Below are 15424 nucleotides of genomic sequence, written 5' to 3'. Positions count from 1 at the left end.
GTTTTTCAAGCGGATTTCGCCAAGGGCGGTTCGCCGGCTGTCCGGCTGTCGATCAGGCTGACGACGACATCGGTGACGCGTCCGATCTCCTCCTCCGTCATGTCATGATAGCTTGGCAGGTTGATGGCGCGTTCCGGTATATCCCAGGCATGCCGGTTTTCCCGCCGCTCTGGAAACATCGGCAGGCTCGTCAAGGGATGGAAAAAGACGCGGGCGTCGATGTTGGCCGCGCTGAACGCCTGCTGCAGCATCTCGCGGGTGATGCCGGTGTCGCGGTCAAACACGGCGGTCGGCATCCAGGCGCCGTTGACGGTGCCGGTGTTTTCAGGATTGAGGCTGATGCTCTTATGGGCCTTCAGCCTTTCGGCATAGCTTGCGAGGATCTCACGCTTGCGGGCGATCAGGCTCCCGATGCGTTCAAGCTGGGCACATCCGAGTGCCGCCTGGATGTTCGACATCTTGTACTTGAAGCCGACATCGTCCGGCCAGAACTGTTTTTTCTGGTTGCGGGCGCGGCCGTGATTGCTGAGCGTCAACACCTTCTCGAACAGGGCATCGTCGCTAGTGACGAACATGCCGCCTTCGCCCGTCGTCAGCGTCTTGGTGCCGTGAAAGGAGAAGGTGCCGAACGTGCCCATCGATCCGGCGCGCCGGCCGTGCCATTCGGAGCCTATTGCCTCGGCCGCGTCTTCGATGACCGGAATGCCGTGGCGGCGGCCGATATCCAGAAGGCGGTCCATATCGCAAAGGTTGCCATAGATGTGCGTGGCGATGATCGCCCTGGTCTTTTCCGTGATATGGCGCTCGACGTCACCCGGATCGATGCACCAGCTGTCGGGCCGGATATCGACGAAGACGGGCGTGGCGCCGAGATGAACGATCGGAGCAGCCGTGGCGATCCAGTTGGTGTCGGCCAGGATCACTTCGTCACCGCGGCCGATGCCAAGCGCCGAAAGCCCCATATGCATGGCGCCGGTGCAGCTGGATGTGGCAATCGCGTGGGTGGTGCCGAGATGCCGGCGGAAGCCGTCCTCGAACCGGACGATATAGTCGTAGCAACGCTCGCCCCAGCCATTGGCGGCGGCGTCGGCGGCATAGGCGACTTCCAGCTCGGTGATCGAGGGCCTGGTATAGGAGATTCTCGACGCGGTCTGGTTCATGCGGGCTTGGTGTCCTTGCCGTAAAGGGCTCCGCCACAGATCAGCCCGACCGGCGCCAGCATCAGCCGGACCGTCGTGTAGAATTCTTTTGCGTCGCGCGCTCCAGCGACGAAACGGTCGATCAGCAGCGCGCCGTCATGCAGGCCGCGCCGTTGATCCTTTTGCCGGACTTCGTGGAATTCCGGGCGGAAGAACGCCGCTAGACGGCCGCCCTCGAACGCCTTCAGCGCTGTGAAATAGGCGTTGCCCTTGTTCTTGTAGGCCTCGCGGTTGGTCTCCATCATGCAGTCGATCATCAGCGCCCGTACAAAAGCCTCGCCGCCGCCGGACCAGGGCGTATCGAGTTCGCGCAGCACATGAAACTGCACCTCTGCCACCGCCCCAGCAATGCCGATGCCGGAATGGAACGGGAAGGTCCAGGGGTGACGCGGCGCTTGCGCGGCAAATGGCGAAACGTTGATCGCCGACATCGGCCGGGCGCAGAAGGCCAGTTCATTGGCAAACAACAGCACTTTGGCCGCCCATTCATATTGCGGCACCGGCGTCGACCAGTCCTGTGGCTCCGGCAATTGCAGCAGCGCATCCAGAAGCGACCGGCGGATTGCCGCGTGATAGAGGCCAAACGGCATTTTCGGGCTGCTGAGGCTGTTCTCCCAATAGAAGAAAGCCTTCAGCATGACGGTCTTGTCGAGCTTTTCGATGTGGTAGCTGGYCGGGATGGCGACGGAGCTGGCATTGCCGGGTTCCGCATGGCGGTCGATCTGGAAAGCATTCCACGCGAGGGCATCGACACCAGGCGAACTGGTTTCGAGAAAGGCGACCATCGTTGCAAGATCGCTTTCGATCATGTCGGCGGGATTGGCCAGCGTCACCCAGTCGCCCTTGGCGGCCAAGGCCGCATGGCGCCATAGATGCTGGCGGGTAATCCCTGCGGCTGCATCGGCAATCACGATGTTTGTGCCGCCGGTAGCAAGTGCGAGAAGCGCGCCCGGGAGCGCGACATCTGCAGGTTTTGCGATGACGATCTCGAAATCTTCGCTCTGCTTCTCCAGAAGCAGCGTCACCAGCGGCAACGCATCCTGCGCGGCGGTTTCCACGGGGATGCAGATCGAGAGTTTGGTCATGGCTTGCCTCGTGCGTGTCGCGGTCGCCGCCGAGCCGCCACCGCGAGCGGCGATTTCGGAAGCTGGTCACATCAGCAGGCAAGTGCCTTCTGCGCAGAGCAGGGTGCGGTCCTGTCTCTCAGCGGAAGCCATTGCCTACTGACATGTGTTTCAAATGTAGCGTGGGAAACTGGAGCGAGGCTTTGCTTCCAACCTGTTTCATAATTCCAGGCTGCGCCGCAGCATAGAGGAGGCTACTCCTTCAAGAAGTTTTTGCTCTCTGTCGTCGGCACGTACTGGAAAGTATCTTGTCCTTGCTCAATGGCCGGGCCGGACCCGCCTTCGTAAGCGAGGCTCCAGCTCGTGACGATCTCAGTGTTGTTGCCATTGATCTGGGCGTAGCCGGTCCATCCGGTTGCAGAATTGCAATTCTCCGTCGAATTGTTCCATCCGACCGAAAATGCGATGAACTTCCCGTTTACCTTTCCTGTTAGCGGGTAGGGCGAGTTCTGGCATCCGGTGCCCTTGGCTCTGTTTACATATTGGCCGGAGACATTTCCGAACGAGTCGATTTGAATGATCATCGTCGAGCCGGACTGGTTCTGCCAACTGCTGGAGGCCGATGCGACGCTTGAAAAATCCTTAAAGCTGCTTGCATCAAAAGCAAAAGCTGAGGTTGCTACAGCAAACACAAGTGCCGCAGCCGCAATAGTACGGGTCATGGCTTTTTCTCCTGGGATGCGCCGACCGCCGACGCAGACCTCCATGGTGCACATAATTTCAACTATTGCAATCATGCCGAGTGTGATTGGTTGCAGGCGGACGATGCCGCCATCGTGGCCGAAGAACGATATCGCTTCCACCCGTGATCCCGATTGGCGAGTCCTGAACCTAAGCGCCCAGCGACAGTTTGATGGCAAAACCGACGATCGTCACCGCAAGCACGCCCAGCAACCAGAGGCCGGCGAACCAGAGGAGCTTTTTGGGCAGGCTGTTTTCCGTCGTCATCAGTGATAGCCCTCCTCGGGGTCCATCTTTCCGCGGAAGACCCAATAGGCGTAGCCGGAGTAGATCAGGATGACCGGCACGAGGAAGGCCGCCCCCCACAACAGGAAGGCAAGGCTCGAATCAGGTGCTGCCGCATCCCAGATCGTTACCGTTGGCGGCACCATATAGGGATAGAAGCTGATGCCGATGCCGGCAAAGCCGAGAATGAACAGGCCGAGTGCCGCCAGAAATGGCTGGGTATCGCGCTTGCCGCGGATGCCGGTCAGCAGCAGCGCAAAGCAGCCGAGCACCAGAACCGGTACGATGATGCTGAAGACGGCGGTTGGCCAGCTGAACCAGCGCTCCAGATATTGCGGCCTGAGGAACGGGGTCCACAAGCTGACGATCCCCATGGTGGCGATCGTGGCAAAGCAGGTGCGCAAGGCGATTCCGCGGGCTCTTTCGGCAAGTTCGCCAGTCGTCTTCATGATAAGCCAAGTCGAGCCGAGAAGTGCATAGCCGATCAGGATGGCAAAGCCGGTGGCGATGGAAAACGGTGTCAGCCAATCCCACCATGCCCCGGCATAGGCACGGTTGGCCACCGGGATGCCCTGGACGAGGGCGCCGAGTGCTACACCCTGTGCGAATGCCGCGACCATCGAGCCACCGGCAAAGGCCCAGTTCCACAGGAACTCGCCGCGCCTGGTGCGCCAGCGGTATTCGAACGCAACGCCGCGGAAGACCAGGCCCAGCACCATGGCGATGATCGGGGCGTAGAGGGCAGACAGAATGACGGAGTAGGCCAGCGGAAAGACCGCCAGCAGACCGCCGCCGCCGAGCACCAGCCACGTCTCGTTGCCGTCCCAGACCGGTGCGACGGAATTCATCATCACGTCACGGTCGCGTTTTTCCGGAAAGAACGGGAAGAGGATGCCGATGCCGAGATCGAAACCGTCGAGGATGACATAGGCGAGTACCGCGAAGGCAATGATGGCGGCCCAGATGAAGGGAAGATCAATGGCCATGATGTACGCTCCCATGAGTGTGTCCGGTCGCAGGGCCGGGCATGATGCCCGAGGTCCTGATCGGTCCGTCGCCGAGATCGGGCATCGGATCGCGCGGCAGGCGTTTCATCAGCCGCAGGATGTAGAAGGTACCGGCGCCGAAGACGAAAAAGTAGACGACGATGAAGGCGATCAGCGAGGCGGCGACGGCCGGGGCGGCGATCGGCGAGATCGAGTTGGCGGTCAGGAGTTCGCCGTAGATCGTATAGGGCTGGCGGCCGACCTCGGTGGTGATCCAGCCGGCGAGCACGGCGGCGAAACCGGCGGGCCCCATCAGGACGGCAGCCCGGTGCAGCCAGTCATTGCTGTCGAGCGTGCCCCTGAGCCGGCACCACAGGCTCCACAGGCCGATGCCGAGCATGGCAAAACCGATGCCGACCATGACACGGAAGGACCAGAAGACCACGGCGACGGGCGGCTCGAGGTTGTCGGGAATGGTATCGAGGCCTGCAAGCGGCGCGTTGAGGTCATGCTTGAGGATCAGGCTGGAGAATTTCGGGACTTCGATCGCATAGTCGATGCGCTTTTCCGCCGTGTTGGGAATGCCGAACAGGATCAGCGGTGCACCGTCCGGATGGCTGTCGAAGTGGCCTTCCATCGCCATGATCTTGACCGGCTGGTGTTCCAGCGTGTTGAGGCCATGGAAATCGCCGGCCATGATCTGGATCGGTGCGACGATCGTCGCCATCCACATCGCCATCGAGAACATGGTGCGCGAGCGCCGGGGTGCAGTGTTTTTCAGGAGGTGCCATGCGCCAACGGCGCCGACCACGAAGGCCGTGGTGAGATAGGCGGCAAGCACCATGTGGACGAGCCGGTACGGGAAGGACGGATTGAAGACCACCTTCCACCAGTCGAGCGGAATGTATTGCCCCGCCTCGTTCATGCCGAAGCCGGCGGGCGTCTGCATCCAGGAATTCACCGCCAGAATCCAGGTGGCCGAGATCAGCGTGCCGAAAGCGACCATGAAGGTGGCGAGGAAATGCAGCTTCGGGCCGACGCGGTGCAGGCCGAACAGCATGACGCCAAGGAAGCCGGCCTCCAGGAAAAAGGCTGTCAGGACCTCATAGCCCATCAGCGGCCCGATGATGGGTCCGGCCTTGTCGGAAAAGACGCTCCAGTTGGTGCCGAACTGGTAGGACATGACGATGCCCGAAACCACGCCCATGCCGAAGGCAACGGCGAAGATCGTCTTCCAGAAATTGAACAGGTCCATGTAGACCTGATCCTTCTTCCACAGCCAGAGCGCCTCGAGCACGGCGAGAAAACTCGCAAGGCCGATGGAGAAGGCCGGGAAGATGATGTGAAACGATACGGTGAAGGCAAACTGGATGCGAGCGAGCAACGTCGCGTCAAAACTCTCGAACACGGCACAATCCTTTCGAGGACCCGATCGCCGTCTCTTGGCCTCTCCGCCTGCCGCAGCCTGTCCTCGGCCATGGCGGGTGAGCGCGGCGCCGAACCCTTGGGCTATAGTCTGAGCCAATGGCGCGAAAGGTCAATGACATCGCTGCAACCATGATGTCACACTGCGACAATCGTCCACCTGCGGCATAGTTGCATCCGGCCGGTCGACGCCCCCTGACGTTTCGTCAACTATGGGATGACTTCAATCGGATCGTCCCGAAATGCGACATCCGTAAAATTTTAACTGTTGGCTTAAGCGGCCCGCAAACCCTGCCGGCTATGGTCCGTTTATCGAAGAGCGAAACCTGCCAAACGGTCCTGTTGCATGATGACAACCGTATCTTTGTCGGGCTTCGATCCTGATGGGCTGCACCGCCGGTCAAAGCTTTGCCGCCGCGTGCAGGCCCGATTATTGACTGATCGCTTTCGCGATAGACGTTGCCTGAACTGTCCCGACTTGCCGCAGGAATGTCCCTTCCTGCGGCCTTTTCGTTTTGGAGACTGTTACGCCCGGGAAAGATAGGCTTCCGCCAGCTCGGTCCAGAAGGCGGCGCCGACCGGCAGCAGGTCGTCGTTGAAATTGTAGCCGGGGTGGTGGAGCGATTTTTCGTTGCCGGTCACGCTGGAGCCGAGGAAGAAATAGGTCCCTGGCCTGTCTTTCAGCATATAGGCGAAGTCCTCGCTGCCCATGTACGGGCGTTCGAGATCGACGACCTTGCCGGGACCGGCAAGGCGCACGGCGAGATCGCGGACGAAATCGGTTTCGGCCTTGTGGTTGATCGTCGCGTCATAGCTGCGGTGATAATCGACGGTTGCCGTCATGCCATAGCTTGCCGCCTGGTTTTCGGCGATCAGCCGGATGCGGCGTTCCAGTTCGTCGCGCACCTTCGGATCGAACGAACGGATGCCGACGACGATCTCGGCGCGTTCGGGAATGATGTTGCTGGCCGAGCCGCTATGGAACGAGCCGACGGTGACGACGGTCGGGTCCATCGGATGGATGTTGCGCGAGACGATCGATTGCAGCGCCATGACGATCGAGGCGCCGCAGACGACCGGGTCGGCTGTTTCCTGCGGTTCGGCGCCGTGGCCGCCAAGGCCGTGAACGGTGATTTTCGCCTCGTCGACGGCGGCCATGATCGGGCCTTCCCTCAAGGCGAACTGGCCGAAGGGCAGGCCGGGCTCGTTGTGGAGTGCAAACACGGCATCGCAGGGGAATTTGTCGAACAGGCCCTCGTCCATCATGATCTTGGCGCCGCCGAAATTCTCTTCCGCCGGCTGGAAGATGAGGTGCACCGTGCCATCGAAATTCTTCCGCTCAGCCAGCGCGCGGGCAGCGCCCAGAAGCATCGTCGTGTGGCCGTCATGGCCGCAGGCATGCATCAGGCCGGGGGTCTTGGACGCATAGTCCAGACCCGTTTCCTCGAAGATCGGCAGCGCGTCCATGTCGGCGCGGATACCGATCGAGCGGTTGCTGGTGCCGTTTTTCAAGGTGGCGACGAGGCCGGTCTTTGCCAGGCCGCGCGTGACGGTATAGCCGAGGCCTTCAAGGCAGGTGGCGACGAAATTCGAGGTGCGGACCTCTTCGAGCCCCAGTTCCGGATGGGCATGCAGGTCACGGCGGATAGCGACCAGTTCCGGCATGGAGTTGGTCAGGTTCACGTTCAATGTCATATCAGGCACCGCGGGTTGGTATACGATTTTCAAGATAGCGGAAAGCGAAGACAAGAATTCCTGTCAGGCACATGTAGATCAGCGCGAGCAGCAGAAGCGGCTCGTAGGTGATGTAGGTATCCTGCCGCACCTTGGAGATGACGGCATAGACGTCGATGACGGTGATGGTGGCAACCAGCGGCGTCGCCTTCAGTTGCAGCACGGTTTCGCCGTTGAGCGTCGGCAAGGCCCGATGAATGGCGCGCGGCAGCCAGATGCGGCGAAACAGCGTCCAGCGGCTCATGCCATAGGCCCGCGCGGCCTCGATTTCGCCGGCCGGCACCCCGGCAAAGGCGCCGCGCATCACTTCGCCCTCATAGGCAGCAAACGAAATGGTCAGCGCGGCGACGCCATAGGGCCAGGATTCGCGCAGGTAGGGCCAGAGGAAGGAATGGCGGATCGCCGGAAACTGCGGAAACAGCGAGCCGAGCCCGTAATAGATAAGCCAGAGTTGCAGCAAGAGCGGCGTGCCACGAATGACCGTGCAGAAGCCTTTTGCCAGCGCCTTCAGCGGCCAGGGACCGGTGACCTGCACGAGCCCCAACGGCACGGCCAGAAGAAAACCAAGGATCGCGGTGCTGAACATCATCGCCAGCGTGATGACGATGCCGTAGCCGAGCCGCGGCAGATATTGCGGTACCCAGTCCCAGCGCATGAACCAGGCGATGCAGAAGATGAGCCCGGCGGCGATGGCCAGCAGAACGATGCGGTGCGGCTTGAAGAAGCTTTCCGCCGTCGGCAGATCTTCCGGCGTGAATGCCATGGCATGGGTGGTGGCGTCGGTGGTCGTCGTTTCGATCATGACTGCTCCACGAAGCCGCGCCGGGCCCGGCGTTCGATGATCTTGATGATGACGTCAGAGACAAGCGTCAACATCAGGTAAAGCACGCCGGCCGCACAGAAGAACAGCAGATAGGCCTTGGTCGATCCGGCCGCCTGGCGGGTGACGAGCGTCAGTTCGGAAAAGCCGACGACGGCGAGAAGGGCTGTGTCCTTGGTGGCGATCAGCCAGAGATTGGAAAGGCCGGGAATGGCGTAGGGCAGCATGGCGGGCAGGGTCACCCGCGTCATCACCTTGGCGGGCGACATGCCGTAGGCGCGCGCCGCCTCGATCTGGCCGGCGGGAACGGCCTTGATCGCGCCGCGCAGCACCTCGGTCGTATAGGCGCCTTGCACCACGCCGATGACGAAGATGCCGGCGACCAATCCGCTGATATCGACCTCACCGATGCCAACCAGGCCAAGAACGTAGTTGAGCGCGTCGGTGCCCGCATAATAGAGAAGCAAGATCAAAACCAGTTCCGGCACGGCGCGCACGATCGTCGTATAACATTCCATCAGGTCGCGCGTGATCGGGCCGCCATAGAGCTTGCCGCATGCGCCGCCGATGCCGAGCAGCAGGCCCAGGGTATATCCGCCGATGGCGATCTCGATTGAATTCATCAGGCCGTGCAACAGCACGCCACCCCAGCCGGGCGGTTCAAGGGCCAGAAGGCTCCAGTTTATCAAGGATACAGGATCGGCCATGAATTTTGATCTTTGCCTCTGCCCCTCACCCTAGCCCTCTCCCCGCAGGCGGGGAGAGGGGGTGACGGAGTTTGCCGCTTGTCCTTCTCCCCGTTTACGGGGAGAAGGTGCCCGATAGGGCGGATGAGGGGCAGACTGAGGCCGCCTCATTGCATCCCATCATTCGCCGTAGATGTTGAAATCGAAGTACTTCTTGGAGAACGTGTCGTAGGTGCCATTGGCGCGGATCGCCTTGATGGCGGCGTTCAGGCTGGCCTTCAATTCGTCTTCGCCCTTGCGCAGACCGATGCCGGCGCCGGCCCCGAGGATTGCCGGGTCATCCTTGACCATGCCCTTCAGGTCACAGCATTCCTTGCCCTGGTCGGTCTTCAGGAAGGCGTCGAGCGCGATCACGTCGGCCTGCACGGCATCGAGGCGGCCGGCAGCCAGATCGTTGTTGGCCTCGTCCTGCGTCTGGTATTCCTTCACGGTCACGCCGTTCTCGCCGAAATACTTATTGGCATATTCCTGGTGGATGGTGGAGACCTGAACGCCGATCGTCTTGCCTTTCAGGCCTTCCGGTGTCGGTTCGAAAGTCTCTGACTTCGGGCCGATGACGGCGGCCGGCGTGTTGTAGTATTTATCGGAGAAATCGATGGTCTTCAGACGCTCTTCCGTGATCGACATCGAGCCGATGATCATGTCGATCTTCTTTGAGGTCAATGCGGGAATGATGCCATCCCAGGCGACGGGCGTGATCACGCAGTCCAGCTTGGCTTCTGCACAGATGGCCTTCTGGAATTCCACCTCCCAGCCTTCCCAGTTGCCCGAGGCATCCGGGGAGGTGAACGGCGGATAGGGCTCGGCGGCGAAACCGACCTTGATCGGTTCGGCAGAAGCGGCGCCGGCGGCTGCAATGCCGAGCGCGAGCGACATAGCGATGGTTTTGAGCGTCTTTTTCATGCTGTTTCCCTTTTTTGTTTTCGTGGTTTTTGACTTTAGTGGATGGAGCTGATGAATTTTTTCAGGCGCTCCGACTTCGGATTGCCAAAAATCTCGTCCGGCGATCCCTGTTCGTCGATGACGCCGTCGGCCAGGAAGACGATGTGGTTGGCGACATTGCGGGCAAACTTCATCTCGTGGGTGACGAGGACCATCGTCCGCTTCTCCCTGGCAAGGTCACCGATGACCGTCAGCACTTCGCCGACGAGCTGCGGATCGAGCGCCGAGGTCGGCTCGTCGAACAGCATCACCAGCGGTTGGATCGCCAAGGCCCGGGCAATCGCTGCGCGCTGCTGCTGGCCACCGGAGAGAAAGGCCGGATAGGCATCGCGTTTCTCGAACAGGCCGACGCGGCGCAGCAACGCCTCGCCTGTGGCGGTGGCTTCGTCCTTGGACTTGCCGAGCACATGGATCGGAACTTCGATGACATTCTGGAGAATGGTCATGTGCTGCCAGAGATTGAAGCTCTGGAACACCATGCCGAGCTGGGTGCGCAGGCGCTGCACCTGTTTGCGGTCCGAAGGCATCAGGCCGCCGTGACCGTCTTTTTTCATGGCGATCGTTTCGCCATGTACCGTGACCGAACCGGAGGTCGGCAGTTCCAGCATGTTGATGCAGCGCAGGAACGTCGATTTTCCGGAGCCGCTGCCGCCGATGATGGCGATGACGTCGCCTTCGTTGGCGGTCAGTGAAACGCCCTTGAGCACTTCAAGCGGCCCGAAACGTTTGTGGAGGTTTGTAACCGCAATCGCCTGGGCAGGTTTCGTCATGAAAAGTCAGTCCTGTCGAGACAGGTCGCCAAATCTGAACGCATGAAAACAGTTCCCCTGTTTGTCTGTCGTGCGGCATTTTTGCCTGTCACGCTGTTCCATGAAACGCATCGTGGCACTTGTACAGAAATTATTCAACCGTATAATAACTTCGACGCTGCTTTTTTGGCAGCCCCGCCAAATGAACAATTTTCCAACAGGAGTAGACGATGACGGCTTATGGTTCGCAGGAGATGTCGGCCAATCTGACACGCGTGCTGATGCGGCGCCCGGGCGCAAGCCTTGCCTCCGCCGATCCTGCGAAATGGCACTACGGTCCGACCTTCGACGGTGAAAAGGCCGTGCGCCAATATGCGGAATTCGCGCGCCTGGTGGAAAAGTCCGGTGCTGAAATCCTTTGGCTGGAAGACAAGGGCGATGGTCTTGCCGACGCCATGTTCACCCATGATCCGTCGCTGATGTCCAACCATGGCGCCATTCTCCTGCGCATGGGCAAGCCGCTGCGCGAAAAGGAAACGGCGTTGCATGAGGCGGCCTACAAGGCGGCCGGCATCCCGATCCTCGGCCGCATCGTCGCGCCGGGCACCGTTGAAGGCGGCGACTGCATCTGGCTTGACGCCGAAACACTCGTCGTCGGCCGCGGCGTGCGCACCAACGAGGAGGGCATTTCCCAGCTCTCGGAGATACTTGATCCGCACGGCGTCACCGTGCTTGGCTACGACCTGCCGCTCTGGCATGGCGAGGAAGCCTGCCTGCATCTGATGTCGGTGATGAGCCCGCTGTCGCGCGATCTGGCGCTGGTCTTTGCGCCATTGCTGCCGGCCTCGTTCTACCAGCTGCTGAAGGAATGGGGCATCACCCTGATCGAGGCGCCGGCTGACGAATTCCATGCCAGCAACGGCCTCAGCCTCAATGTGCTGCCGGTTCGCCCGAACGAGGTGATCATGGTCGCGGGATTCCCCAAGACCAAGGCGGCGATGGAAGCGGCGGGCTGCAAGGTCGAGACCTTCGACGCCGATGCGTTGTGCATCGCTTGCGAGGGTGGCCCGACCTGCCTGACACGGCCTGTCCTGCGGCGAGCCGCATGAACCGGCGGACGTTCCATCGCGCACCGGAGGGGGAGCGGCGGCAGGAGCTGATCGAGGCGACTCTCGACACGATTGCCGAGCTTGGCCTGCGCGGTGCGACCGTCCGCCAGATCGCTATCCGGGCCGGTGTGACGGCGGGGCTGGTGCGGCACTATTTCGCCTCCAAGGACCAGATGGTGGAGGAGGCCTATCGCTCGGTTCTCGCGACCTTCGCCGCCAAGGCCGCCGATATCACCGGCGATCCGGCGACGCGTCTGAGGCGCTTCATCGCGTTCAACCTGACGGCGCCGGTCGCCAATGACCGCAGCCTGTCGCTCTGGGCCTCGTTCATCAGCCAGGTCCGGCTGGATCCGGCGCTTGCCGCGATCCACCGCGAAGGCTATCTCGGCTTTCGCAATGATTTGCAGGGTTTGATCGGCGATTTCCTGAAGTCGCAAGGCAGGCTTTCGGGAGAAGCCGATTGCCGCCGCCATGCGATTGCCATCAACGGCATGATAGACGGGCTGTGGCTGGAAGCCTGCCTTGCCGGCGAGCTTTTCGAAGAGGCCGAGCTTGTGGCAATCGCACTATCGTCGAGCGAGGCCCTGTTGGGATTGCCGTTCGGCAGGGATGAACACACGGCCGCCTCGTAGTGGCCTAAGCGCGGCAAGGACGCCGCAACATTTTGACTGAGGGCAGGAGGCTCCCATGCGCTATTCATCGATCACCGACCGTCTGGCCGATCTCGGTTCGGAAAAATGGGCGCTGCATATCCGCGCCCGGCAGATGCAGGCGAGCGGAACGGACGTCATTCAATTGACCATCGGTGAGCCGGACATGCCTGCCGATCCCTCGCTCCTGGCTGAAGCGCAGCGGGCGATGAACGCGGGGCGTTACCGTTATTCGAATGGCCGCGGCGAGCCTTCGGTGGTCAACGCGCTGACCGCCCGCTACGCCAAACGCCGCCCGGACGTGACGGCGGAAAACGTGCTCTGCTTCCCCGGCACTCAGACGGCGCTGTTTGCCGTCATGCTGGGTCTCGTTGAGGCGGGTGACGGCGTTTTGGTCGGCGATCCGCTTTATGCCACCTATGACGGGGTCATCCAGTCGACCGGCGCGCATCGCGTCACCGTGCCGTTGAAGCCGGAGCATGGGTTTCACATGCAGGCAGCCGATCTCGAAAAGGCGATTACGCCGAAATGCCGGGCTCTGTTGCTCAACACACCGCACAATCCGACCGGCGCTGTGCTGACGGCCGGCGAAATCAAGGCGATCGGCGACATCTGCCGCAAGCACGATCTCTGGATCGTCTGCGACGAAGTCTATGAGGAATTGATCTTCAACGGCCCGTTCGCCTCGCCCTTCGACGATCCGGACCTTGCCGAGCGCACGGTCGTGGTCTCGTCGATCTCCAAGTCGCACGCCGCCCCCGGCTTCCGCAGCGGCTGGGCCGTCGGCCCCGTGGAGTTTGCGAGCCGCCTGCTGCCGGTATCCGAAACCATGCTGTTTGGCGTGCAGCCTTTTATCGCCGACATGACGGCCTATGCATTGACCCATGACATCGGCACCTCCGCCGCCATGCGCGCCACCTATAAGACGCGCGCCGATCTGATCGTCGAGGGGCTTTCGAATGTGCCGGGTATCGTGCCTCTACCGCCCGAGGCAGGCATGTTCACGCTGATTGATGTGGCGGGCACCGGCCTGACTGGCGAAGCTTTCGCCTGGATGCTGCTGGAACAGGAACATGTTGCGGTAATGCCGGGAGCGTCGTTCGGCAACGAGGCGACGTCCTTCCTGCGTGTCAGCCTGACGGTGCCGGACACCGTCATCCAGGAAGCCTGCGCCCGTATCGCCAAGCTGGCGATCCGGCTTCTGACGCCAAAGGAGCGCTGTGCATGAGCGAAGCGATGAAAACCGTCGGCGAAGTGCTGGTCGACCTGCTTGAGGCCAATGGTGTCGAGGTCGTGTTCGGCATTCCGGGCGTGCATACGGTCGAACTCTATCGCGGTCTTGCCGCCTCGAAGATCCGCCATGTCACGCCGCGCCACGAACAGGGTGCGGGCTTCATGGCCGACGGCTATGCCCGTGTCAGCGGCAAGCCGGGCGTGGCTTTGGTCATCACCGGGCCAGGGCTGACCAACACGATCACGGCGATGGCGCAGGCGCGGCAGGATTCGATCCCGATGCTGGTGATCTCCGGCGTCAACCGGCGCGATTCGCTCGGCCATGGCCGCGGGCTGCTGCACGAATTGCCGGATCAGCACGGCATGCTGAAGACGCTGGCGCTCTATTCGCAGACGCTGCTCAATCCGGCCGATTTGGGGCCTGTCGTCGAACGCGCCTTTGCCATCCTGACCTCCGGCAGGCCGGGCCCAGTGCATATCGAAATCCCCACGGACGTCATGACTGCGCGGATCGCCCCGCCGCCGCTCAGGAAAGCCACGGCGACGCGGCCAAGGGCCGATGCCGAGACACTGCAGAAAGCGGCCATCCTGTGCGGCGATGCCAGCCGTCCGGTGATCCTGTGCGGTGGCGGCGCGATTACCGCCGAAGCCGAGATCCAGGAACTGGCCGAGCGCATCGGCGCGCCTGTTGTCATGACCGTCAATGCGCGCGGTATGCTCGCCGGTCATCCGCTGAGGGTTCCTGCCAGCCCCAGTCTCAAGGCCGTTCGTTCGTTGATTTCCGACGCCGATCTGGTCATCGCGCTCGGCACCGAAATGGGCCAGACCGACTATGACATGTATGCCGATGGAGGCTTTCCGATCCTCGGCAACCTGATCCGCACCGATATTGACGCAGCGCAGCTGGCACGCGGGCCGCATGCGGCCCTGTCGATCCTGTCGGGCGCCAAAGCGGCGATATCCGGCATTCTCGTGTTCCTGACAGCCAAGCCGGCGAGCAAGGGCAAAGAACGGGCAGCAGCAACGCGCAAGGCTGCCATGGCCGAGCTGACGGCAAAGACGCGCACCGAAATCGGCGTCATCGATATCATCTATCAGGCATTGCCGGATTGCGTGATCGTCGGTGATAGCACCCAGGCCGTCTATGCCGGCAACCTTTACTGCGATGCCCCGCGGGCAAAATCATGGTTCAACTCTGCGACCGGCTTTGGCGCGCTCGGCTACGCGCCGCCGGCCGCTGTCGGCGCGGCCGTTGCCGATCCGACAAAGCCGGTCATCTGCCTTGTCGGCGATGGCGGCATTCAGTTTTCGCTGGCCGAACTGGGATCGGCAGCCGACATCAACGCCAATGTCATTTTCGTCGTCTGGAACAATGACGGTTACCAGGAGATCGAGAGCTTCATGGTCGATGCCGGGATCACCCCGGAAGGCGTAAAGCCATCGGCCCCCGATTTTCTGCTTGCGGCCAGCGCCTATGGCGTACCGGCGGTGCGGCTGTCGAAGGCGGGCGACCTTGCGGCGGCACTTGCGAATGCCCGCAAACGCGGCGGTCCGTCGTTGATCGAGATCCACCAGACGCTGACAGCCGGCGTCACGGCGTGAGCGCGCAGGCTTGAGGTGTTCAGTAGGCGTGTCTGATGGTAAGATTTGACTTTGGCGGCGGGCGATGGTTTCTAGGCCCGCTTGCGCGCTGAATCGGCGCGAGGCCGGCGATTTTCAGTGAACCGCCAACGGGAAGGAC

Annotated in this window: 14 protein-coding genes; 4 read left to right on the top strand and 10 right to left on the bottom strand. The window is 61.7% G+C overall.

Annotation, left to right across the window (positions count from 1 at the left end; all coding sequences use genetic code 11):
- Window positions 1–5: 5 nt before the first annotated feature.
- The 10 genes from AC1D17_RS13425 to AC1D17_RS13380 all read right to left on the bottom strand — a co-directional run bounded on the left by AC1D17_RS13425 (window position 6) and on the right by AC1D17_RS13380 (window position 10712).
- On the bottom strand, window positions 6–1160 hold the full coding sequence (locus tag AC1D17_RS13425; protein WP_477565893.1) for a DegT/DnrJ/EryC1/StrS family aminotransferase: 1155 nt from the start codon (window positions 1158–1160) through the stop codon (window positions 6–8).
- Window positions 1157–2284: a hypothetical protein gene (locus tag AC1D17_RS13420; protein WP_477565892.1), complete on the bottom strand. Its 1128-nt coding sequence runs from the start codon at window positions 2282–2284 to the stop codon at window positions 1157–1159. The genes AC1D17_RS13425 and AC1D17_RS13420 overlap by 4 nt, the downstream gene beginning before the upstream one ends.
- Before the next feature lie 233 nt (window positions 2285–2517).
- Window positions 2518–3126, bottom strand: a complete 609-nt coding sequence (locus AC1D17_RS13415) for an avidin/streptavidin family protein (protein WP_477565891.1) — start codon at window positions 3124–3126, stop codon at window positions 2518–2520.
- Window positions 3127–3270: 144 nt separating this feature from the next.
- Window positions 3271–4275 (bottom strand): cytochrome d ubiquinol oxidase subunit II, encoded by a 1005-nt coding sequence (cydB, locus tag AC1D17_RS13410; RefSeq protein ID WP_477565890.1) that lies wholly within the window; start codon window positions 4273–4275, stop codon window positions 3271–3273.
- Entirely contained in the window at window positions 4265–5683 is a 1419-nt protein-coding gene (locus AC1D17_RS13405; protein WP_477565889.1) for a cytochrome ubiquinol oxidase subunit I, read from the bottom strand. The genes cydB and AC1D17_RS13405 overlap by 11 nt, the downstream gene beginning before the upstream one ends.
- 542 nt (window positions 5684–6225) lie before the next feature.
- The gene (locus AC1D17_RS13400; protein ID WP_477565888.1) at window positions 6226–7395 is read right to left on the bottom strand and encodes a M20 aminoacylase family protein; all 1170 of its coding nucleotides are present in this window, start codon (window positions 7393–7395) and stop codon (window positions 6226–6228) included.
- Between the two features lies 1 nt (window position 7396).
- Window positions 7397–8197, bottom strand: coding sequence for an ABC transporter permease (locus AC1D17_RS13395; RefSeq protein WP_477565960.1), 801 nt, complete (start codon window positions 8195–8197; stop codon window positions 7397–7399).
- A 35-nt stretch (window positions 8198–8232) separates the two neighbouring features.
- On the bottom strand, window positions 8233–8961 hold the full coding sequence (locus AC1D17_RS13390; protein WP_477565887.1) for an ABC transporter permease: 729 nt from the start codon (window positions 8959–8961) through the stop codon (window positions 8233–8235).
- A gap of 159 nt (window positions 8962–9120) precedes the next feature.
- Entirely contained in the window at window positions 9121–9903 is a 783-nt protein-coding gene (locus AC1D17_RS13385) for a transporter substrate-binding domain-containing protein (RefSeq protein ID WP_477565886.1), read from the bottom strand.
- A 35-nt stretch (window positions 9904–9938) separates the two neighbouring features.
- Window positions 9939–10712, bottom strand: coding sequence for an ABC transporter ATP-binding protein (locus AC1D17_RS13380; protein WP_477565885.1), 774 nt, complete (start codon window positions 10710–10712; stop codon window positions 9939–9941).
- Window positions 10713–10921: 209 nt separating this feature from the next.
- Between AC1D17_RS13380 and AC1D17_RS13375 the strand changes: the two genes are divergently transcribed.
- The 4 genes from AC1D17_RS13375 to AC1D17_RS13360 are packed head-to-tail and all read left to right on the top strand — an operon-like array spanning window position 10922 to window position 15285.
- Window positions 10922–11800: a dimethylarginine dimethylaminohydrolase family protein gene (locus tag AC1D17_RS13375; protein WP_477565884.1), complete on the top strand. Its 879-nt coding sequence runs from the start codon at window positions 10922–10924 to the stop codon at window positions 11798–11800.
- Window positions 11797–12432: a TetR family transcriptional regulator C-terminal domain-containing protein gene (locus tag AC1D17_RS13370; protein ID WP_477565883.1), complete on the top strand. Its 636-nt coding sequence runs from the start codon at window positions 11797–11799 to the stop codon at window positions 12430–12432. The genes AC1D17_RS13375 and AC1D17_RS13370 overlap by 4 nt, the downstream gene beginning before the upstream one ends.
- Window positions 12433–12487: 55 nt before the next feature.
- On the top strand, window positions 12488–13678 hold the full coding sequence (locus tag AC1D17_RS13365) for a pyridoxal phosphate-dependent aminotransferase (RefSeq protein ID WP_477565882.1): 1191 nt from the start codon (window positions 12488–12490) through the stop codon (window positions 13676–13678).
- A complete protein-coding gene (locus AC1D17_RS13360) occupies window positions 13675–15285 on the top strand; it encodes a 5-guanidino-2-oxopentanoate decarboxylase (RefSeq protein WP_477565881.1) in 1611 nt (536 codons plus the stop codon). The genes AC1D17_RS13365 and AC1D17_RS13360 overlap by 4 nt, the downstream gene beginning before the upstream one ends.
- The last annotated feature ends 139 nt before the right edge of the window (window positions 15286–15424 follow it).

The sequence above is a fragment of the Pararhizobium sp. P1_E7 genome (assembly GCF_056405855.1).
The sequence above is the reverse complement of the archived record's forward strand: the minus strand, read 5'-3'. Positions and strand labels throughout refer to the sequence as shown.